The organism is Xanthomonas sp. NCPPB 2864 (genome assembly GCF_056675615.1).
Genome location: NZ_JBWWVS010000008.1, coordinates 23,420 through 44,628 on the forward strand (window position 1 = coordinate 23,420; position 21,209 = coordinate 44,628).

17 protein-coding genes are annotated in these 21,209 nt (G+C 65.6%); 10 read left to right on the forward strand and 7 right to left on the reverse strand.

Annotation, left to right across the window (positions count from 1 at the left end; all coding sequences use genetic code 11):
- The 5 genes from AC1KVE_RS15920 to AC1KVE_RS15940 are packed head-to-tail and all read left to right on the forward strand — an operon-like array spanning position 1 to position 4,409.
- The gene (locus AC1KVE_RS15920; RefSeq protein WP_167710015.1) at positions 1-588 is read left to right on the forward strand and encodes a hypothetical protein; all 588 of its coding nucleotides are present in this window, start codon (positions 1-3) and stop codon (positions 586-588) included.
- Positions 585-785 carry a helix-turn-helix transcriptional regulator gene (locus AC1KVE_RS15925; protein ID WP_016903655.1) on the forward strand — a complete coding sequence of 67 codons (201 nt, stop codon included), beginning with the start codon at positions 585-587 and terminating at the stop codon, positions 783-785. The genes AC1KVE_RS15920 and AC1KVE_RS15925 overlap by 4 nt, the downstream gene beginning before the upstream one ends.
- 60 nt (positions 786-845) lie before the next feature.
- Complete coding sequence (locus AC1KVE_RS15930; RefSeq protein WP_481093074.1) at positions 846-2,441, forward strand: alpha/beta hydrolase; 1,596 nt, start codon at positions 846-848, stop codon at positions 2,439-2,441.
- A 31-nt stretch (positions 2,442-2,472) separates the two neighbouring features.
- Positions 2,473-3,219, forward strand: a complete 747-nt coding sequence (locus AC1KVE_RS15935) for an ABC transporter ATP-binding protein (protein WP_104590278.1) — start codon at positions 2,473-2,475, stop codon at positions 3,217-3,219.
- Entirely contained in the window at positions 3,216-4,409 is a 1,194-nt protein-coding gene (locus AC1KVE_RS15940) for an ABC transporter permease (RefSeq protein ID WP_102251113.1), read from the forward strand. Before AC1KVE_RS15935 ends, AC1KVE_RS15940 begins: the two co-directional genes overlap by 4 nt.
- A 377-nt stretch (positions 4,410-4,786) precedes the next feature.
- Here the strand turns inward: AC1KVE_RS15940 and AC1KVE_RS15945 are convergent, their stop codons facing one another.
- The 5 genes from AC1KVE_RS15945 to AC1KVE_RS15965 all read right to left on the reverse strand — a co-directional run bounded on the left by AC1KVE_RS15945 (position 4,787) and on the right by AC1KVE_RS15965 (position 12,410).
- Positions 4,787-5,806 carry an energy transducer TonB gene (locus tag AC1KVE_RS15945; RefSeq protein ID WP_047127581.1) on the reverse strand — a complete coding sequence of 340 codons (1,020 nt, stop codon included), beginning with the start codon at positions 5,804-5,806 and terminating at the stop codon, positions 4,787-4,789.
- A gap of 132 nt (positions 5,807-5,938) precedes the next feature.
- Positions 5,939-7,504 carry a tryptophan halogenase family protein gene (locus tag AC1KVE_RS15950; RefSeq protein WP_481092592.1) on the reverse strand — a complete coding sequence of 522 codons (1,566 nt, stop codon included), beginning with the start codon at positions 7,502-7,504 and terminating at the stop codon, positions 5,939-5,941.
- A 12-nt stretch (positions 7,505-7,516) separates the two neighbouring features.
- The gene (locus AC1KVE_RS15955; RefSeq protein WP_065033441.1) at positions 7,517-8,530 is read right to left on the reverse strand and encodes a cupin-like domain-containing protein; all 1,014 of its coding nucleotides are present in this window, start codon (positions 8,528-8,530) and stop codon (positions 7,517-7,519) included.
- Positions 8,520-9,221 carry a SapC family protein gene (locus tag AC1KVE_RS15960; RefSeq protein WP_435012963.1) on the reverse strand — a complete coding sequence of 234 codons (702 nt, stop codon included), beginning with the start codon at positions 9,219-9,221 and terminating at the stop codon, positions 8,520-8,522. The genes AC1KVE_RS15955 and AC1KVE_RS15960 overlap by 11 nt, the downstream gene beginning before the upstream one ends.
- 177 nt (positions 9,222-9,398) lie before the next feature.
- Positions 9,399-12,410 (reverse strand): TonB-dependent receptor, encoded by a 3,012-nt coding sequence (locus AC1KVE_RS15965; RefSeq protein WP_435012964.1) that lies wholly within the window; start codon positions 12,408-12,410, stop codon positions 9,399-9,401.
- A 249-nt stretch (positions 12,411-12,659) separates the two neighbouring features.
- Here AC1KVE_RS15965 and AC1KVE_RS15970 point away from each other — a divergent pair, with 249 nt between their 5' ends.
- From AC1KVE_RS15970 to AC1KVE_RS15980, 3 genes are all read left to right on the forward strand, one after another.
- On the forward strand, positions 12,660-13,349 hold the full coding sequence (locus tag AC1KVE_RS15970) for a glutathione binding-like protein (RefSeq protein ID WP_104553141.1): 690 nt from the start codon (positions 12,660-12,662) through the stop codon (positions 13,347-13,349).
- Between the two features lie 210 nt (positions 13,350-13,559).
- Complete coding sequence (locus AC1KVE_RS15975; RefSeq protein ID WP_481092593.1) at positions 13,560-15,788, forward strand: S9 family peptidase; 2,229 nt, start codon at positions 13,560-13,562, stop codon at positions 15,786-15,788.
- Between the two features lie 342 nt (positions 15,789-16,130).
- A complete protein-coding gene (locus tag AC1KVE_RS15980; protein ID WP_166771856.1) occupies positions 16,131-17,915 on the forward strand; it encodes a DUF885 domain-containing protein in 1,785 nt (594 codons plus the stop codon).
- 222 nt (positions 17,916-18,137) lie between these two features.
- Here the strand turns inward: AC1KVE_RS15980 and AC1KVE_RS15985 are convergent, their stop codons facing one another.
- Both AC1KVE_RS15985 and AC1KVE_RS15990 read right to left on the reverse strand, forming a co-directional pair.
- Positions 18,138-18,491, reverse strand: a complete 354-nt coding sequence (locus AC1KVE_RS15985; RefSeq protein WP_184616105.1) for a hypothetical protein — start codon at positions 18,489-18,491, stop codon at positions 18,138-18,140.
- Between the two features lie 263 nt (positions 18,492-18,754).
- Positions 18,755-19,216 (reverse strand): hypothetical protein, encoded by a 462-nt coding sequence (locus tag AC1KVE_RS15990; protein WP_184616106.1) that lies wholly within the window; start codon positions 19,214-19,216, stop codon positions 18,755-18,757.
- Between the two features lie 198 nt (positions 19,217-19,414).
- On the opposite strand from AC1KVE_RS15990, the gene AC1KVE_RS15995 reads away from it, so the two are divergent.
- Both AC1KVE_RS15995 and hemB read left to right on the forward strand, forming a co-directional pair.
- The gene (locus tag AC1KVE_RS15995) at positions 19,415-19,657 is read left to right on the forward strand and encodes a hypothetical protein (RefSeq protein ID WP_024939083.1); all 243 of its coding nucleotides are present in this window, start codon (positions 19,415-19,417) and stop codon (positions 19,655-19,657) included.
- A 264-nt stretch (positions 19,658-19,921) separates the two neighbouring features.
- Entirely contained in the window at positions 19,922-20,911 is a 990-nt protein-coding gene (gene hemB, locus AC1KVE_RS16000) for a porphobilinogen synthase (RefSeq protein ID WP_481092594.1), read from the forward strand.
- The last annotated feature ends 298 nt before the right edge of the window (positions 20,912-21,209 follow it).

Here is a 21,209-nt window from a genome sequence, read left to right on the forward strand (position 1 = left end):
ATGACCCGCTGCAGACGCAATGCGCTACTGGCGCTCTGCCTGGGAGCCGGCCTGCTCGCCGTCAGCGCGCTCGGTCGTTGGCAACTGCTGCCGCTGAGTGCCCACCTTGCCGGGCTCTGTGCCGGCGCGGGCGTGTCCTGCCTGGTGCTGTCGCTGCTGCTCTTGCTGTCGCGCGGCAGCCTGCGCGACAGCACACGGCCGGCATTGGCGCGGCGCTATTACCGCGAATTCGGCGTGCCGATGGGCTTGTATGTGGTGGTGATGCTGTTCTGGAGATATTTGCTTGCGCATGTGGATCCGAGCTGGGCACGCGTGCTGATCGCCTTGTTGCCGGCCGTGCTGGTCGCCCTGGTGATCCGCGCGGTGGCGCGCTACGTGCGCGACTCGGACGAAATGCAGCGGCGCATCGAATTGGAGTCGATCGCCATTGCCGCCGGCCTGGTCAGCGGCGCGTACATGACCGGCGGGTTCCTGCAGGCCGCCGAGCTGATCGACATCCCCGCGACGGTGGCGATGTTGTGGGTATTTCCGATGTTGTGCGCCATCTACGGCATCACCAAAAGCATCAATGCCCGACGGTTCGAATGAATAGCCGGGTGCGCGAATTGCGCGAGGCCAGCGGCTGGTCACAGGGCGAGTTGGGCGAACGCCTGGGCGTATCGCGGCAGACCATCAATGCGCTGGAAACCGGCAAGTACGATCCCAGTCTGCCGTTGGCATTTCGCATCGCGCGTCTGTTCGGGGAATCGATCGAGCACGTCTTTCTTTACGAAGACGGGCAGTAGCCGCGCCGGTCACACCCGACCGGATGCGGCGTCAGGGGACAGGAACTATCAGGAGAGATGGTGAACATGGTGAAGCAACCCACACTGGTGGCGGCGCTGCTGATCGCATTGCTGGCAACCGGATGCCAGCCTGCGGACCAGCCGGCTGAAAACACGGCTGCCACGACCAAGACGGGCGCAGCCACGCCCGGCCTCGCGCAGCCGCAGGCCAAGCCGCAGACCGGCACCGCCGCAGGCAATCGTTACGGCACGCTGCAATTTGCACCGTGCACGCTGAGTTCCGGCAGCGCGGCCGGCAATATCGAGGCGCAATGCGCCAGCCTGCGCGTGCCGGAAAACCCGGCCGCACCGACCGGGCGCAGCATCGATCTGAAGATCGCCTGGCTGGAAAGCGAGGCCGGCGCCGGCAGCACGCCGGATCCGGTGTTCTTCATTGCCGGCGGACCGGGACAATCGGCCACCCAGGTCGCCGCGATCGTGGACATGGGGCTGCATGAAGTCCGCAAACGGCGCGACATCTTCCTGGTCGACCAGCGCGGCACCGGCGGTTCGCATCCGCTTGCGTGCCGCGATGCCGCCGGCAAGCCGCTCGTACTGGAAAACAGCAGCGCCGCCACCGCCGAGCAATTGACCGATTACGCACGCCAATGTGCACAAGGGCTACGCAACGATGCCGATCCGCGCTATTTCACCACCAGCGAGGCGATTGGCGATCTGGATGCGGTGCGCGCCGCACTGGGCGTGCAGACGCTCAACCTGATTGGCGGCTCCTACGGTACCCGGGTCGCACAGCACTATGCGGCGCGCTATCCGCAACACACACGCACGCTGGTGATCGATGGCGTGGCGCCGAACGATCTGGTGATCGGCGGCGAGTTCGCGCGCACGTTCGAAGATGCGATCGCGTTGCAGGCCACCCAATGCCGCAAGGACGCGGCATGCGCCAAACGCTTTCCGGTGGACACGCGCACGCAGCTACGGCAGGTGGTGGAGCGCTTGCGTCAGGCGCCGGTGGCCGTGGATTACCGCGACCCGCGTACCGGTGAACTGCACCACGAGCAGGTGACGGCCGATACCGTGGTCGGCCTGGCGTTCGGGTTTTCGTATGTGCCGCAAACCGCCTCGTTGTTGCCGCTGGTGCTGGACGAGGCGGCGGCAGGGCGTTACGCCTCGCTGATGGCGTTGGCGCAGATGAGCGCCTCGGACATGTCCGACCAGATGAATCGCCCGATGCAATGGTCGGTGCTGTGCAGCGAAGACGCCGGCCGCTACACGCCGCCAGCCGGCAAGGACGACACCTTGCTGGGAGCGGAAGTGGCGCAGATGTTCTTTGCGCCCTGCAAGGCCTGGCCGACCAAGCCGACCCCGGCTGCGGACGCCGCACCGTTCAAATCCAACCTGCCGGTGTTGTTGCTGTCGGGCGAGCTGGATCCGGTGACGCCGCCGCGCTATGCCGAGCGTGTGCTGCAGGGCCTGCCCAATGGCCGTCACCTGGTGGCGCCGGGGCAGGGCCACGGGGTGTTTCGACTGGGCTGCATGCCCAAGGTGCTGGGCCAGTTCCTGCAGACCGCCAATGCCAAGGCACTGGATGCGCAGTGCGTGGCCAGCCTCAACAATGTGCCCGCGTTTACCTCGTTCAACGGATGGGAACCATGAGCCGCACCGACCACGCCACGGAGGCGCACGCATGATCGTCGTCGACAAGCTGCACAAGTCGTTCAAGACCAAGACCGGGCTGGTGAAGGCGGTCGATGGGGTCAGTTTCAGTGCTGCCGATGGCCAGATCACCGGCCTGCTCGGTCCCAATGGCGCCGGCAAGACCACCACCTTGCGCATGCTCTACACGCTGATGTCGCCCGACCAGGGCAGCGTCCTCGTGGATGGCGTGGATGCCGCCCGCGACCCGGTGACCGTGCGCCGCGCGCTGGGCGTGTTGCCGGATGCGCGCGGCGTCTACAAGCGGCTGACCGCGCGCGAGAACATTGCCTACTTCGGTGAGCTGCATGGCCTGTCGCGTGCGCGGATCGCCGAGCGCACGCGCCTGCTGTCGGCCGCGCTGGACATGGACGACATTCTCGACCGTCAGACCGAAGGCTTCAGCCAGGGCCAGCGCACCAAGACCGCGATTGCGCGCGCGCTGGTGCACGACCCGCGCAACGTCATCCTCGACGAGCCCACCAACGGGCTGGATGTGATGACCACGCGCGCCATGCGTGGCTTTCTGCAGCAACTGCGTGCCGAGGGGCGTTGCGTGATCTTTTCCAGCCACATCATGCAGGAGGTGGCGGCGTTGTGCGATCGCATCGTCATCGTCGCCAAGGGCACGGTGGTGGCCTGCGGCAGCGCCGACGAACTGCGCGCCAGCACCGGCGAAGACAATCTGGAGGACGCCTTCGTCAAGGCGATCGGCTCGGACGAGGGACTGCACGCATGAGCACCACATCGTTGTTGTCCACGCTATGGACGGTGCTGCGCAAGGAGTTGCGCGACATCGGCCGCGATCGCCGCACGCTCGCACTGGCCTTGCTGCTGTCGCCATTGCTGTATCCGGTGCTGATCCTGGGCATGGGCGCATTGAGCGAAAGCCGCGTGCGTACGCAGATCGACAAGCCATTGGAGATCCCAATGCTCGGCCGCGAGAACGCGCCCAATCTGGTGCGGTTCCTGGCCGCGCAGGGGCTCAATGCGGTCGATGCGCCGGCCGATCTGACCGCCGCGATCCGCAATCAGGATGTGGATGTGGCACTGCGCATCAGCGACAGCTACGCCGACGATTGGCGCGCCGGGCGCCCGGCCCTGGTGGAGGTCATCAAGGACAGCACGCGGCGCGAGGCCGACGTGCCGAGCCTGCGCCTGCAGGCTGCGCTCGGCAGCTATAGCCAGCAGGTGGGTGCACTGCGCCTGCTGGCGCGCGGTATCGATGCGCAGGTGGGCAGGCCGCTGGAAATCGCCGCGCAGGATCTGGCCACCGCCGACGCCAAGCGCGGGCAGATGATGGCGATGCTGCTGCCGGTGCTGCTGGTGATCACCTCGTTCCTGGGTGGCGCCTCGCTGATCCTGGATGCCACTGCCGGCGAGCGCGAACGCCAGTCGCTGGAACCCTTGCTGGCCACCCCGGCGCCGCGCAGTGCGATCGTCAGCGGCAAGATCGCCGCCGCCTGCGTGATCGGCATGGTGTCGCTGTTGCTGACCTTGCTGGCCTTCAAGTTGAGTGCGCAGTTGTCCACCTCGAACCTGGGCCGCCAGCTCAACGTCGGCTTCGTGCCGATGCTGCAGATGCTGTTCATCCTGGTGCCGATGCTGTTCATCGGCACCTCGCTGTTGACCTATCTGGCCGCCGCCGCCAAGAGCATGAAGGAAGCGCAGGGGCATATGACCTGGCTGTTGCTGCTGCCGATGCTGCCGGGCTATGCGCTGATGGCGTATCCGCTGAAGACGCAGCTCTGGCATTTCGCGGTGCCGTTTCTGGCGCAGAACCAGATGCTGCTCAAGGTGATCCGCCACGAGCAGATCAACGCGCAGACCTGGGCGGTGTATCTGCTGGCGGGCTTCGGTGTGGCGGCGGTGCTGTGGTACGCGGCAGTGCGGCGCTATCACCAGGAGCGGCTGGCGATTTCCGGCTGATGTTCCTTCTCCCCCTCGGGAGAAGCTGCCCGCAGGGCGGATGAGGCTAGGGGTCACCAGCAAACAAAAAGCCCGCAGCGATGCGGGCTTTTTGTTTGGTGCCCGACATTCGCCGGGAGTGCAGTGCATCGATCATCGGCAGCCATCAGCCATCAGCCATCAGCCATCAGCCATCAGCCATCAGCCATCAGCCAGCAATCAACAAACGATCGACCAATCAAGCGATCAACGACCAAGCAACCAAGCAACCAAGCAACCAAGCAACCAATCAAGCAACCAATCAAGCAACCAATCAAGCAACCAATCAAGCAACCAAGCAACCAACAGACTCACTCACTCAGCCGCATGCAGATGCACTCGATCGCCCAACGCACCACTCAACCACCGGGGTTGAACGACAGCGTGCGCCGCGTGGTCACCGGTGCGGCCACCGGTTCGAAGCGCCAGCGCTTGACCGCATTGAGCGCTTCGCGGTCGAACACGCGCGGTGGGGTGGCGCGCAGCACGCGCGAGGCGGTGATCGAGCCATCGGTGCCGACGGTGATCTCCACCAGCACTTCGCCGGAGGTGCCGGCGCGCAGCGCCTCGGGGGGATAACGCGGTGCCGGGGTGCTGATCGGGCGCAGCGACTGCGCGGCCGGTGCAGCTGCGGCAGTCGCCGGGGCCGGGCGCGGGGCGGCCGGGGTCGGAGCAGGCGTCGGGGTCTCGGCCTGACGGCGCGCCGCAGCCTGGCGTTCGGCCTCTGCGCTCTGCTGGCGGGCGGCTTCCTGTTGCGCGGCGATCTGCTGCGCAGCGGCCGCCTCGCGGGTCTGCTGCTCGGCCAGACGCTTCTGCTCGGCCGCCTGCTTGGCCTTGTCTTCGACCAGCTTCTTGGCCTGCTCGGCATCCTGCTCGGAGCGGCTGGCGGCGGTCTTCATGCCGGTCTCCAGGCCGCTCTTCAGGCGCGGCAGTGCCGGTGCCTTGGGGTCGACCTTTTCGATCAACGCGATCAGGCGCTGCGCTTCGGGGAATTCTTCGCGGCTGATGCCCTGTTCGGCGGCGATCAGCGTGTACGGCAGCAGGTCGGTCAGCGCGCTGTTGACGGTGGCGTCCTGCGGCTGCTTTTCACGCAAGGCCAGGTAGTACTCCACCGCGTTGTCGCCGGCCGGGGCGTACATGCGATTGTCCTGCAAGGCCTTGGTGGCCGATGCGCGCAACTGGTCGGCGGCCATCGATTGCACCTGCGGCGACACTGCGGTGGCCGGCGTCGGCGCGGCGGCAGGTGCCGCAGGCGTGGCGCCGGTGGCAGGCGCGGTGGCGGCGGCCTTGTCGTCCTGCTTGGAGCAGGCGGCCAGGCCGACCAACAAAATGACCGGCGCGATCCGGCGTGCCATACGGCCCTGTGTCAGATCCAACATGCGTCCCCCTTACCCCGATTGCGAAAGATGCTGCGGCGAGGCCGGCCATTGTTCCCGCAATGGACGGCAAAGCGGCAATCTAGCATTGCTGGGGCGGTCTAAGCCAAGGGGGGCGCCTGCCGGGCGCGAAATTCATCGCGCTCCGGTGGCCAGTGCGGCGTTGGCCGGCAGCCGCGTGGCCGGCTCGGGCAGCGGCGGCGCAGGGCAGTAGCGGCGCAGGAAGTCCGCATGCGCAGGCAGCCGCGCCAATGCGGCATCGACCCGCGTGCGGATGGTCTCCAGGAAATGACGAAGCTCGGCATCGCCCATCAGGTCGGCCACCGGGTGGTGCTGCTTTGGTGTGATGCCCTGGCCCAGCATCACCTGCACCCAGGAATTTTCGGCAAACAGCTCGTTGGCCTGGTGGAATACCCGCCCGCTCTGGCGGAACAACTCCACCCGGTGCCGCAGCGTGTCGGGGATGTCCATCGCCGCGCAATCGCGCCAGAACGGCGTGTCGCGGCGGTCGGTGGCGTGGTAGTGCAGGATCACGAAATCGCGGATATGGGTGATTTCGGCGGCGGCCTGGCGGTTGTACTCGGCAATGTCGACATCGTTGATGACCTGCGGAAAGGTCTGCATCAGCCGGATGATGCCGCGCTGGATCAGATGGATGTTGGTCGATTCCAACGGCTCCAGAAAGCCGCTGGCCAGGCCCAGCGCCACGCAGTTCTTTTCCCAGACCCGATGCCGCTGATTGGGCGTGAAGCGCAGTGCGCGCGGCTGGGTCAGTGCGCGGCCGCTGAGATTGCGCTGCAGTACCTGCGCGGCGCTGTCCTGATCCATGTAGCGGCTGGAGTACACGATGCCGTTGCCGACGCGGTGCTGCAGCGGAATGCGCCACATCCAGCCCGCCTGATCGGCGCGCGAGCGGGTGTAGGCCACCGGCGCGCCGACCGATTCGGTCTGCACCGCCAGCGCGCTGTCGGCGAACAGCCACTGCGACCAATCGTCCGTGCCCACACCCAGCGTCTTGCCGATCAGCAGACCGGCAAAGCCGGTGCAATCCAGGAACAGATCGCCTTCCACCCGCGTGCCGTCGTCCAGCGTCAGCGCGGTGAGATAGCCGCTGTGCGCGTGGGTCTCCACGTTGCCGATACGGCCTTCGATACGCTGCACGCCGAAGCCTTCGCTGAAGCGGCGCAGGAAGCGCGCGTACAGTCCCGCATCCAGGTGGTAGGCGTAATTCATGCCGCCATTGGGCAGATGCGCAAAGCGGCCTTCCTGCGCGGCACGCAGTTCCAGGCAGTAGTCGCCGAAGTCGCGCGCCAGGCCACGCTGCCGGCCCTTCAACCAGAAATGCTGGAAGCCCGCGCTCCAGTGATCGGTGCCGGTGTGGCCGAAGGAGTGGATGTAATGCCGGTCCACATCGCGCCAGTGTTCGAAGCCGATGCCCAGCTTGATGGTGGCCTGCGTGGCGGCCATGAACGCGGCCTCGTCGATCTCCAGCAGGCGGTGGAAGGTGACCAGGCTGGGAATGGTGGCTTCGCCCACGCCCACCGTGCCGATCTCGTCCGATTCCACCAGGGTGATCTGCAGGTGCCGGCCCAGCACTTTGGATAACGCGGCGGCGGCCATCCAGCCGGCGGTGCCGCCACCGGCGATGACGACGCGGCGTACCGGGCGCTGTTGTGGGTCGGAAGGGGCGGTGGCGGTCATGGCGTCAGATCCTCAGCGATTCAGGCGTTGCAGCAACCGCGCGCGCAGGCTGCGGGCACGGGCCTCGTCCATCGGCGCCAGGACGCCGCGCGCAGACTCCGGCATATGTGCGGCGGTGTCCGCATCGGCATCGAACACGTAATGGTCGAACACGTCCTGCCAGATCGCGCGTTGTTCGGCTGGCAGGTCGCGGAGGGTGAGCAGCGCCAGCATCAGCGCGTTCATCGGCGAATCCATGTAGGCCGGGCTCTGCCGCCACCAGAAATTCACCAGCACGTTGAACGGTGTCAGCGCTTCGACGTGATGCCACCACATGCTGGGAATGAACAATGCATCGCCCGGTTCCAGCTCGGCCACCAGCGCGTGTTCCAGCGCCTGCGCATAGCGTGGAAAGCGCTGCAGGTCCGGCGCGGCGATATCCACCAGGCTGACCGGCTGCCCGGCCGGGGTGAGATCGAGCGGGCCGATATACAGATTGGCCAATTGCTGCGGCGGAAACAGGGTGAAGCGGCGGCGCCCGGCGACCACGCAGGCCAGGTTGTCGGGCAGGTCCTGATGGGCGGCGATGCGGGTGCGGTTGCCGATCCAGATACTGGCCAGCGGCTCGCGCTGCGGCAGCGCGATCGGGTTGTGCGCGCGCAGGCCGGGCAGGTAGGTGTCCAGCGTGGTGGAGCCGACGTAGATCGCCGGTGGCTGCGGGTTGTGCAGATCGCGCAACAAGGTCTCCAGCACCACGCCCAGCGGCACGCGCTCGGGACGGAAATTGAAGCCGCTCATGTCCGCGTTGTAGAAGAAGCGCCCGCCGATGTCCGGCGGGCCGACCTGTGCCACCACCGCTTCGCCGCGATCGAAACCGCGCAGGTAGGCCGCCGCCGCCTGCGCCGAGGTGGCGCCGGCCTGCGCCAGTGGCCAGTCGCGCACCAGCCCGCGCAACACCAACGGCGTGGTGGAGCGCAGCACGGCCGGGTCCAGCTGCTGCGGGTCCAGCCCGTGCCGTTCTTCGATGGCGCGCGGCTCAGCCAGCATGACGGCGCTGCATGCGGTCGAGCAGATGGCGGAACTGCGCGACCGAGGCCACCGCCATGTACAACGGCTCCAGATCGCCGTGCCGGTGCAGATTGAGCAGGGCCGCATCGTCGAGTGCGCGCAGGCGTTCTTCGTGCACCGCGTAGAGCCCGGTCAGACGGCATTCCAGGCCGTTCTGCAGCGTGGCCTCGAACACGAACGGTTCGAGCAAGTCGTAGCCAAGCAAGCGGTCGACGAACGCCTCGCTCGCGGCCAGGCCATCATGCAAGGTGCGCAGCACCTGGCTGATGTGGTCGAGAAATTCGGTGGTACCGCCGTGTTCGCGAAACAGCACCTCGCCTTCGCTGCGGCTGATACGCGGGCTGTCCAGGTCCACGTGCACCATCGGCCCGTCCTCCTGTTCGCCGATCAAAAACGGTTGCCGCTGGATCGCCAGAGGCACGTACGGCGCATCCCAGCGCGCACCATCCAGGAACAGGTTCTCGCCCAAGCGTAATCCCAGCAATGCCAGCGGCTGAAAACTGCGCTCGCCGCTGCGATGGAACACGATCGGGTACTGCGCCTGCAGTTGGCGGAACTCCTGCGGAAAGGTCGCGGCCGACATCACGTCGTCGCCGTAGGCGGCGCCGTGCGTGGTGATCACGCGCAGGTCGCGGTGATCGAGGTTGTTCAACAACACGGCATTGGTCATGGGGGGAAAGACACATCACGCGGGGCGCGTGGCCCATGCTTGGACAGTTGCTTCGGCATGGCAAGTCCCGGATGCGACACATCCGGGAAACGCCACGAGAGCGCCGTGCGAAACGCCCTGGCAGACTCGCTGCCGGGAGCGCTTAAAAGAACATCACTGCATGACCAACGCGCTGCATCACCAGAACTTGTAACGCACGCCCAGCATGTAGCGCGGGCCGGTCTGGGTGGCGTAGATGATCTGGTTCGGGTGACGGCCGTGCTGGCGCTGCACCTCGTCGGTGAGGTTGATCGCCTCCAGGCTCAGCGACAGGTTCTCGGTCCACTGGTAGCCGATGCTCAGGTCCAGCTGGCCATAGGCTTCGGTGTAGACCGGGTTGGGCTGGCCGCTACCGTCGAAACGTGCAGCCAGGAACTCGTCGCGCCAGTTGTAGGCCGCACGCACCTGCCACTTGTCCCTGTCGTAGAAGCCGACCACGTTGGCCGAATCGCTCAGCCCTTCCAGCGCGAACTGCTCGCCGATCACATAGTTGTCGTAGGTCAGGCCGGAGTCGACCTTGGTGTAGTTGGCCGACACGCCGAAGCCGCTGTCGCCGAACATGTGCTGCAGGTTGAATTCCCAACCGTCCAGCGAGGCCGAGCGCTGGTTGGCCGGCGCGGTGATGGCGAAGTTGGCCACCGGATCGCCCGGCTGCCCGCTGATCACGCCGGTGGCATTGCCATTGGCATCGGCCCCGCGCACCACGCCGGGCGCGCCGTCGCGGTTGCGCAAAATATAGTTGCGGATGCAGGTCAGGTCGGCCGAGGCGCAGCCGTTGCCCAGCGCTTCGTTCCAGTACGCGCCGCCAATCGGGGTGTTCAATCCCAGCGAGGTGTCATTGCGCGTGGTCACGCCGATATAGTTGTCGATGTTCTTGCGGAAGAAGCCCACCGAGGCGTAGCTGGCATCGCTGTAGTACCACTCCAGCGAAAAATCGATGTTGTGCGAGAGCAGCGGCTTGAGGCCGGGATTGCCTTCCTGGCCGGTGCCGCCCTCCAGGCGCGCGATCTCGCTGAGCGTCTGCCCGCCCTGGATATCGCCCCAGCCGGGCCGGCCGATGGTTTCGCCGTAGCTGCCGCGCAGCACCAGATCCTCGGTGAGCTTGAAGCTCAGGTCCAGGCTGGGCAGCCAGTACTCGTATTTGCCGCTGCCGCTGGCGAACGCCGAGTTGGCCACACGGATCGGCAACTCGTTGTTGGCGACCCAGTCGATGCCCACCGCCACCGGCACCAGTGCCTGTGCGTCCACCTTGGTTTCTTCGTAACGCACACCGGCGGCCAGGCTGATCGGCACGCGCAAATCGTCCCAGCTGTTGTTCCACTGCAGGTAGGCGTTCTTGGATTTTTCGGTCACGCGGCGGTCAGTGGTGAACACCGGCGAGGTGCGGTACAGCGCATCGTCGCCGGCCACCTGCGCGGCCGCCTGGCGGGCGCGTTCGAAGTCGAACAGGAACAGCTGGTTGAACTGCGCCGGATTGCCGCTGCCGTCGATCGCATCGAAGTACTGCGCAAACGAGCTGGGGATCCACAGATCGTCAGGATAATCGGCCGCGGTGCCGTTGCCGTTCCAGGTATCGCGTTGCACGTTGGAGAACGCCGAGCGGTTCTTGACCTCGGTGCTTCCGATACCGAACTTCAACTGCGAATAATTTTCGAAGGTGAAGTCGCCGTTGACCTGGGCCTGGTCGATCTCCGACTTCATGTAGCTGTTGCGGAACGCCGAGCCGGTGACCAAGGTACGCGACGGATCCAGCCCGGTCAGGCCAAAGCCCAGCTGCTGCTGCAACACCGGGAAATCCTTGCTGAAATCTACCACCGAGGTGCCGCGGTAAAAGCCGGACACGCCCAGCGAATTGCTGGAACCGAACGGGCTGTCCGCACCGGCTTCTGCGGTGGAGCGGTGGATGTCGAAGTTGAGCTTGAACTGGTCATTCACTGCCCAATCCACGTTGAAACCCAGCGACTTGTTCTGGTTGCGCGTGGCCGCATTGGAGCCGGCGGTGGCCAGATCGCTGGTGGGCGGATTGACGATTTCCGAATAGCTCACCGGCCCGGCGACCGGGCCATTGGTCCAGGCGCTGGCCGACGGCCCATAGTTGAACCACACCGACATCTCGTTGCGCTGCTGCTGGATCTTGTTTTCCGAATAGGTGTAATCCAGCGTCGTGGTGACGTTGTCCAGCGGCTTGTACTGCAGCGTCAACTGGCCGTTGGTGCGCTGGCGCTCGACGCCGACCACACGGTAGTTGAGGTTCTGCGGCACCGAATAGATGTCATTCGGGCCGGGGCGGTTGACGATGTTTTCCGAGCCCGGCGCCCCCGGCTGCGGGATGGTGCCGTAGGCGGTGGAATCGCCGCGGAACGAACGCCAGCCGTTGGGCACGCCGACCTGGCTATAGCCGAAGTCACGTTCCTGGTAGCTGCCGCTCAGCGATACACCGAAGCGTCCATCGGCCGAGGTGTTGCTGAAGATGCCGGAGATTTCCGGGGTCAGCGCATCGCCCTGCAGGCGTCCGGGCAGATTCTCGTTGGAGCTGTCGTGCACGCCCTTGAGGCCGACGTTGGCATGCAGGCCCGGGTTGTCCAGTGGCCGGCTGGTCTTGATGTTGATGGTCGCACCGATGCCGCCGGTGGGCGTGCTGGCGCGGCTGGTCTTGAACACTTCGATGCCGGAGATCGACTCCGACGCCAGGTTGGCGAAGTCGAACGCGCGCGAATTGGAGGCGTTGGATTCCTCGATGCTGGCGCCCGGCATCTGCCGGCCGTTCAACAGCACCAGGTTGAAGTCCGGGCCGACGCCGCGCACGGTGACGCGCGAACCCTCGCCCAGCGAACGGTCGATCGATACGCCGCTGATACGTTGCAGCGACTCGGCCAGATTGGTATCGGGGAACTTGCCGATGTCCTCGGCCACGATGCCGTCGACGATGCCTTGCGCATCGCGCTTGACGTTCATCGACGAGGTCAGGCTGCCGCGGATGCCGGTGACCTGCACCGCATCGAGCGTGGCGGGATCGGCCTGGCTCGCGCCGGGGACGGTGGATGCGGACTGCGGTGCCGGCGCGGTCTGCGCGGCCAGCGGCGTCGACAGGGCAAACAGCAGGGCAGACGTCAGACGCCGCGTGCGCGGCAGGGTGCGTGGCTCTCTCACAATGATTTCTTCCCCAAATGAAGATAGCCGGCCCCAGAGGGCAGGCAAAGGTCGATGACACAATCGTGCATTTGTGAGCGCAGGCTTAACCAAGTCAATTTGCACTGCAGCATCGGCCACGAACCAATCGCGTCACACATCGTTCCAGCCAGCACCACCGCACGCGCACGCACCGGTCGCGGGCTTGGTCGTACCATCGATCGCCAAGGCGCGCGCTGCGTGCCACCCCTTGCCGAACTGGAGCGCACGATGATCGACCTGTACTACTGGCCCACCCCCAACGGCCACAAGGTCACCTTGTTCCTGGAAGAGGCCGGGCTGGACTACACGCTCAAGCCGGTCAACATCGGCAAGGGCGAGCAGTTCGAGCCGGCCTTCCTGCAGATTTCGCCCAACAACAAGATGCCCGCGATCGTCGACCACGCACCGGCCGACGGCGGCCCGGCACAGAGCGTGTTCGAATCCGGCGCCATCCTGCTGTACCTGGCCGAGAAGACCAGCCGTTTCCTGCCGCGCGATGCGCGTGGCCGCATCGCCGCGCTGGAGTGGCTGTTCTGGCAGATGGGTGGACTGGGGCCGATGAGTGGCCAGATGGGCCACTTCAACGTCTACGCGCCGGAAAAGATTCCCTACGCGATCGAACGCTACAACGCCGAGGTGCGTCGCCTGCATGGCGTGCTCGACAAGCGCCTGGCCGAGCAGGCATTCCTGGCCGGCCCCGAGTACGGCATCGCCGACATGGCCAGCTATCCGTGGATCGAGGTCTACGCCGACATCCGCCCCGATTACGCCGAGCTCCCGCATCTGAAGCGCTGGCACGACGCCATCGCCGCGCGCCCGGCCACGCAACGTGCGTATGCGCTCAAGGAGCAGGTCAACCCCAACGCCGGCAAGCCGCTGAGCGAGGAAGAGCGCAAGCATCTGTTCGGTAAACGCTAAAGGCGCAGTAACAACAGCGCGGCACGCACGGCAGTTCCACACGGCGGCTGAGCCCCCTCCCCCCGGGAAGGGGTTGGGGTGACGGTACGGTCCGCGCGCCTTTACCGCGCGCACAAAGTGGCAGGACGTCCACGCGCGCCATCACCCGCCGCGCTTCTCAAACACCCCACGTGCCCGCATCCTGTGTGCTATCTCAAGACAGGATCTTCGATGCGCGCCCTGTTCGCCGCCCTTGCCCTCATGCTCAGCACGATCACCACCGCCCACGCCGAAAAACTAACCCTCGATGCCATCACCGGCCCATTGCCGTTGTCCGGCCCGACGCTGATGAAACCCAAGGTCGCCCCCGACGGCTCGCGCGTGAGCTTCCTGCGCGGCAAGGACAGCGACCGCAATCAGCTGGATCTGTGGGAGTACGACATCGCCAGCGGTCAGACCCGGCTGCTGGTGGATTCCAAAATCGTGCTGCCCGGCACCGAAACGCTCAGCGATGTCGAAAAGGCCCGCCGCGAGCGCCAACGCATCGCTGCCTTCGCCGGCATCGTCGATTACCAATGGGCGCCGGACGCACATGCACTGTTGTTCCCGCTCGGTGGCGAGCTGTATCTGTACGACCTGCGCAAGACCGGCGCGGCGGCAGTGCGCAAGCTCACCCACGGCGAAGGCTTCGCCACCGACGCCAAGCTCTCGCCCAGGGGCGGCTTCGTCAGCTTCGTGCGCGAGCGCAACCTGTGGGTGATCGACCTGGCCAGCGGCAAGCAGCTGCAGCTCACCAGCGACGGCAGCGAGACCATCGGCAACGGTGTGGCCGAGTTCGTCGCCGACGAGGAAATGGATCGCCACACCGGCTATTGGTGGGCGCCGGACGACTCGGCGATCGCCTTCGCGCGTATCGACGAATCCGGCGTGCCGGTGCAAAAGCGCCCGGAGGTCTATGCCGACCATACCGAGGTCATCAGCCAGCGCTATCCGCAGGCCGGCCAGCCCAATGTGGCCGTGCGGCTGGGTGTGATCGCACCGCGCGCCAACGCCGCCCCGCGCTGGATCGAGCTGGGCAGCAATCCCGATATCTATCTCGCACGGGTGGATTGGCGCGATGCGCAGCGGCTGACCTTCCAGCGCCAGTCGCGCGACCAGAAAACCCTCGAGTTGATCGAAGCCACGCTGGCCAGCGGCAAGCAACGCGTGCTGATCACCGAGACCTCGCCGACCTGGGTGCCGCTCCACAACGATCTGCGTTTTCTCAAGGACGGTCGCTTCATCTGGAACTCCGAGCGCAGCGGCTACGAGCATCTGTACGTGGCATCGGAAGATGGCCGCACGCTCACGCCGCTGACCTCCGGCGCCTGGGTGGTCGATGCACTGCTCGCCGTCGATGAGCAAGCCGGCACGGTGTATTTTTCCGCCAGCAAGGAATCGCCGACCCAGGCCCACATCTACGCCGTGCCGCTGGCCGGCGGTGCGATCAAACAACGTTCGACACCCCACGGCACGCACGCCGCCAGTTTCGCCAACAACGCCAGCGTGTATGTCGACAGCTGGTCCAACACCACCACGCCGCCGCAGATCGAGCTGTTTCGCGCCAATGGCGAAAAAATCGCCACGTTGCTGAAGAACGATCTGGCCGATCCGCAGCACCCGTATGCCAGATACCGTGACGCGCAGCGCCCGATGGAATTCGGCACGCTCACTGCCGCCGACGGCACCACGCCGCTGCAGTATCGCCTGATCAAACCGGACGACTTCGACCCGGCCAAGCGCTATCCGGTGATGGTGTACGTGTATGGCGGCCCCGCCGCGCAGACCGTGCTCGACGCCTGGCCAAGCCGTGGCGATGCGCTGTTCGATCAATATCTTGCGCAGCGTGGTTACGTGGTGTTTTCGCTGGACAACCGCGGCACCCCGCGACGCGGCCGCGACTTCGGTGGCGCGCTGTACGGCAGGCAGGGCACAGTGGAAGTGGACGACCAGCTGCAAGGCGTGGCCTGGCTCAAGGCGCAGCGCTGGGTCGATCCCACCCGCATCGGCGTGCAGGGCTGGTCCAACGGCGGCTACATGACGCTGATGCTGCTGGCCAAACACAGCGACGCCTACGCCTGCGGCGTAGCCGGCGCACCGGTCACCGACTGGGGCCTGTACGACACCCACTACACCGAGCGGTACATGGACCTGCCGGCCGGCAACGCCGCCGGCTACCGCGACGCACGCATCGCCACCCATCTGGACGGCCTGCGTGCCAAGTTGCTGCTGATCCACGGCATGGCCGACGACAATGTGCTGTTCACCAACTCCACCGCACTGATGAGTGCGTTGCAGGCGCGCGGCACTGCCTTCGAACTGATGACCTATCCCGGCGCCAAGCACGGCTTGTCCGGCAGCACTGCCTTGCATCGCTACAAGACCGCGGAGGCATTCATCCAGCGCTGCCTGATGCCCTGAGCGGCCGGCAATCGGTGCCGGGGAGACGGAACTGCAGTGGTAAACGACCGCCGATGCCTGGCATCGGCGACATTCACCAGAGCGGTCGGGCAGGAGATGCCCGTCGCAGCGTGGACGTGCACGGGCCGCGCGGCGAGGGAAGCCGGCGCCAGGCGGACGCCAGCCGCAAGCACGGGAGATGGCGCTAGCAAATGCTGACATTCGCCAGCAGACCGCCGATCCAATCAACCTGGTAGCCGACCCGCAAGCGCCGCCGCACTCCTGCCGACCATGACCTAAGACGCATTGCCGCAGCCGCCGCGGATGGGTAGGGTCGCGCTACTCAACTTGCGGATCCGCCCCATGAAACCACTCGTTCTCGCCATTGCGCTGGCGCTCGGTGCTTCGCTGCCATTGCAGGCACAGACCGGTAAAGCCGCGCAGGCCCAACCTGCCACGCCGGCCTGGGTGCAGACCAGCAACGGCTACGCACAGATCCTGCTGAACGCGCAGGCGCCGTTCCAGCCCGAATACGCCAGCTTCTTCGGCGTGCCCGGCTACGACGACCAGGTCATCGACCTGGGGCCAAACAACGCCGCGCGCTACCGCGATGCGATGAACAAGGCGCGCGCCGCGTTGCAGGCCAAGCTGGCCACCGAGCGCGACGTCAATGTGCGCCAGGACCTGCAGATCATGATCGCTGCGGCCGAGCAGAACATCGAAGGCAGCGAACTCAACGAGCGCTATCTGTTGCCATGGAACGATGCCCCGCAGCTGGTCTTCAGCGGCCTCAACGGATTGTTGTCTGACCAGACCGTGCCCGAGCGCCGCGCCAAGGCGCTGGACCGCCTCAAGCGTTACGTCGGCCTGGTGCCGGGCAGCACGCCGACCACCACACTGGCCCGCCAGCGCTACGAAGAGCAGCTTGGCAACACCACCTTGCTGCAGCCCACCCAGCGCGAAGTGGAGCAGGCGCTGGCGAACGTGGACACCTACGTCGCCGGCATCGGCGAGTTGTTCGCCAAGTACAAGATCGCCGGCGGTGACGAAGCGCTCAAGGCGATGTCCACCCAGTTGAAGGATTACGCCAACTGGACCCGCACCACAGTATTGCCGAAGGCACGCAAGGACACCCGCCTGCCCGAACCGCTGTATGCCTTCCAGCTCAAGCAGGTCGGCATCGATATCGCCCCGCAGCAGCTGATTCAGCGCGCGCAGCTGGAATTCATGGAAACCCGCTCGGCGATGCGTCAGCTCGCGCCGCTGGTGGCCAAGGCCAAGGGCGTGCAGGGCAGCGATTATGTACAGGTGATCCGTGCGCTCAAGGGCAACAAGATCGCCGACGACCAGCTGGAAACCCACTACCGCGGCGTGATCGACCAGATCGACCCGATCATCCGCCAGCAGCGCATCGTCGATGTGCCCAATCGCCCGATGCAGATGCGCCTGGGCAGTGCCGCCGAAAGTGCCGCGCAACCGGCGCCGCACTTCCTGCCAGCACCGCTGATCGGCAATACCGGCCAGCAGGGCCAGTTCGTGCTGCCGCTGGGCAACCCGACCGCCGATGGAGCCAAGAAAGAGCAGTACGACGACTTCAACTTCGGATCGGCCGCCTGGACGCTCAGTGCGCACGAAGGCCGCCCCGGACACGAGCTGCAGTTCACTGCCATGGTCGAACGCGGCGTGTCGCTGGCGCGCAGCCTGTTCGCGTTCAACTCGGTCAACGTCGAAGGCTGGGCGCTGTATGCCGAAGCCGAAATGGTCCCGTACGAACCGCTCGACGGTCAGCTGATCGCCCTGCAGTTCCGCCTGCTACGCGCCGCCCGCGCCATGCTCGACCCGATGCTCAACCTCGGCCTGATCGACCGCGAACGCGCACGCCAGGTGCTCGAAGACGACGTCGGCCTCTCGCCAGCGATGACCCGCCAGGAACTGGACCGCTACACCGTCCGCGCGCCCGGCCAGGCCGGCAGCTACTTCTACGGCTATACCCGCATCCTCGAACTGCGCATGCGCACCGAGCTGGTCCTGGGCAAGAAGTTCGACCGCCTGGCCTTCAACAACTTCCTGCTCGACCAGGGCCTGCTGCCACCAGACCAACTGGCCAAGGCGGTGGAAACACAGTTCATTCCAGCGCAGGCCAAATAGAGACAGAGCGGCTACAGGATTCAGGGCGCCTTGGCCCTGTGTTGCTCGATACCCTGGCGAGCTCTCCGCTAGCCGGGGTATTGACTATTTCAGTACCTGAGCATTGAAAGGTTCGGCAGTCGATGGAGATGCGTTTGCGCAGATATTCGTTAACGCGTCTGCGTCAACATCGCCTCTGGAGTAGCGAGGCGAGATTTCTGTTTCATACCGTCCGGATCGGAATCAATGCTTGAACGGCACCATGTCCGCAGGCTTTTTACCGGTCCACTCGCCCGTCTTATTCGCTTTCGGGCAGACACTTACGTATTGGAAATACGCCGTGAAGGCACGTTGTGACCAGCCTTTGCAGTAATTCGTATCCGCAGTCGTCGGAAACGGGCAATAGGGCACAACGGGCTTTATGGTGGCCTGGATTGGGTCCAGCGGTGCCCAGTGGTGGTCAGGGTCCGCACAGCCGTCTGAGCAGAAAAGGAAAGGATCGTTCATGCGGCATACCAGCGTCACGCCCTTGGTCTGCGCCGTCGCCTGTCCAGCAAAGCATCCCGCCAACATCAACATCCCTATCCAGCTTTTCATGGCTATTCCTTAGGTGATTGAGATCAAGGGTTGCGCTTTGCCAAGTGCGAGTGATGTCTTGCGAGTCAGCAGCAACCCTTTAGTGAACCATCGCCTGGCCGGCTCGACCTGTCTGCCGGCGAAGGATACTGCATCCGATTTGGCGTTTCACTACAAGACGGCCTAGGGCGCTGTGTGACTAAAAAGCATCAACGAAAGGGCTAGCCCCCCGTCCGGTGCTGGATTGATGCTAGTCGAAATCCCCCGCATTCAAGTCGATCGGTTCACTGCCCCGGCGGCGAGCGAGCGGCATCCCTGGCCCCCGCCGGCACCCAGATCGCCATGCCGGCCGCACGCTTCTGGGTGGTCGGGATGCCGATGCCCAGGCCACCGCCGACCCGGCCGCCGTAGCTGCCGCCGCCGACCGACAGGCCGCCGCCGGAGCGTTCCGAGCCCACGCCGACGATGACCACGCCGTTGGCGCCCAGCTTGGCGGCTTCGCGCTTGAGCCGTTGCACGGCCGCATCGGTCTGGCCCTGGGTGCCGAAACCGGCAGCGCTGGTGGATTCGAGCTGGGCGATTTCCACCGAGCCGACCGGTGCATTGGAGTACACCTGCACCAGTGACGGGTCGATCGGCGCGCGCGCCTGGCCCAGCATCACCTTGGAACTGCTGGCGCAACCGGCCAGCAAGGCAACGGTGGCAGCCGCGATGGCGGCATTCCTGATCAGCGATTGCATGTACATGGTGGAACCCCCTGTGGGTAATGGCAACGATGATCCGGCGCCCGGACTGAATCGCTCTGGACTTTGCCGCACCCTAGCCATGCCCACGTGAGGCTACCGCCAAGCCGCCATTGGTCAGGGTGACCATCTGCCCACAGCGCATTGGCGGGCGCGGCGCTAAGCTCGGGGCTTCTTTGAATGGCGAGGTGGCACGTGGGATTGATCAGCCTGCTGTGGGGCATTGTGGCGCTGCTGTGGATGGTGCTGGCCTTCATCCCGTTGCTGGGCTGGGGCAACTGGTTCCTGATCCCGTTTGCGGCGTTGGGCGCGCTGATCGCGGCGATCGCGCTGCTGTTCACCTCGGCCGGCAATCGCGGACGTGCCAAGACCGGTCTGCTGCTCAACGGCCTGGTGATCGTGGTCGGGGTGATCCGCCTGAGCCTGGGCGGCGGCGTGATCTAGCACGCGGCGTCGCCTTCCAGGCAGGTCGCGCGAGTTCGGAGGGCCGTGCGCCGGCTGGCGATGGAGAAGATCGACGCGTGGCACCGCCGCCAGCCGGGCACGTTCCCTGTGGGGTGAGCTGACCGCGTGGTCCAAGCGGATCACGCTTGCATTTGCATTGATCACGGCGTGATCCGGCCCGTTGCACCGCTGCGACACAGCGTCGCAGCGCGTCCGGCGGCGGGTCGCGGGCGTAAACTTGCGGGCTGCTGACAGGAGCCCACGATGGCCCATCCCCATTACCGTCCCCGCCGCATGCGCCACGATGCGTTTTCGCGCCGTTTGATGCGCGAAAACACGCTGACCACCGATGACCTGATCTGGCCGGTGTTCGTGCATGAGTTGTCCGGCCGCGCGCCGATCGCGTCCATGCCTGGCGTCGAGCGCCTGTCGCTGGACGAATTGATGCGCGAAGCCGAAGCGGCCCTGGAGCTGGGCATTCCGGTGATCGACCTGTTCCCTGTGATCGACCCGGCCGGCAAGAGCCTGGACGCGGCCGAGGCCTGGAATCCGGACGGCCTGGCGCAGCGTGCGGTGCGCGCACTGAAAGCGCGGTTTCCCGAACTCGGCATCATGACCGACGTGGCGCTGGACCCGTACACCACGCACGGCCAGGACGGCATCATCGATGCCAAGGGCTATGTGCTCAACGAGATCACCGTCGAGGCGCTGGTCAGGCAGTCGCTGTCGCATGCCGAAGCCGGTGTGGACATCATCTCGCCGTCGGACATGATGGATGGCCGCATCGGTGCGATCCGCCGCGCGCTGGATGCGCAGGACCATCTCAACGTGCGCATCATGGCCTACTCGGCCAAGTACGCCTCGGCGTTCTACGGCCCGTTCCGCGATGCGGTCGGCAGTGCCGGCAATCTGGGCAAGGCCGACAAGACCACTTATCAGATGGACCCGGCCAACAGCGACGAGGCCATGCGCGAGATCGCGCTGGACCTGGAAGAGGGCGCGGACATGGTGATGGTCAAGCCGGGCATGCCGTATCTGGATGTGGTGCGGCGGGTGAAGCAGGAATTCCGCGTGCCCACCTTCGCCTATCAGGTCAGCGGCGAGTACGCGATGCTCAAGGCCGCCGCCGCCAATGGCTGGCTGGACGAGCGCAAGTGCGTGCTGGAAGCACTGATGGCGTTCAAGCGCGCCGGCGCCGACGGCGTGCTGACTTATTTCGCACCGCAGGTGGCGCGTTGGTTGCGGGAAGGCTGAGTGCGCTGAGGCGGTGCTATGACGCCTTCCAGGCCGCAATCGGCGTTTGCAGGCTTGGCTCGATTCGAAAACCCAACGATCTCGCAGGCCGCGTTCTCTCGCGGCCTGCGCTGCGTGCGGCGCGCGCCATCCTTCCGGATGGGGAGGGAAGGTGTGGCGCAGGCAGCTTGATCAATCTGCTTCCCGCGGACCAATGAGTACCGGCGTTGCTGCAACGATCGAGTGACACAGCAGTCGCTGTCTGACGGCGTTGCGTCAACGGCGCGAGCCTCCAAAACCCCACGCAAACTGCGATAAC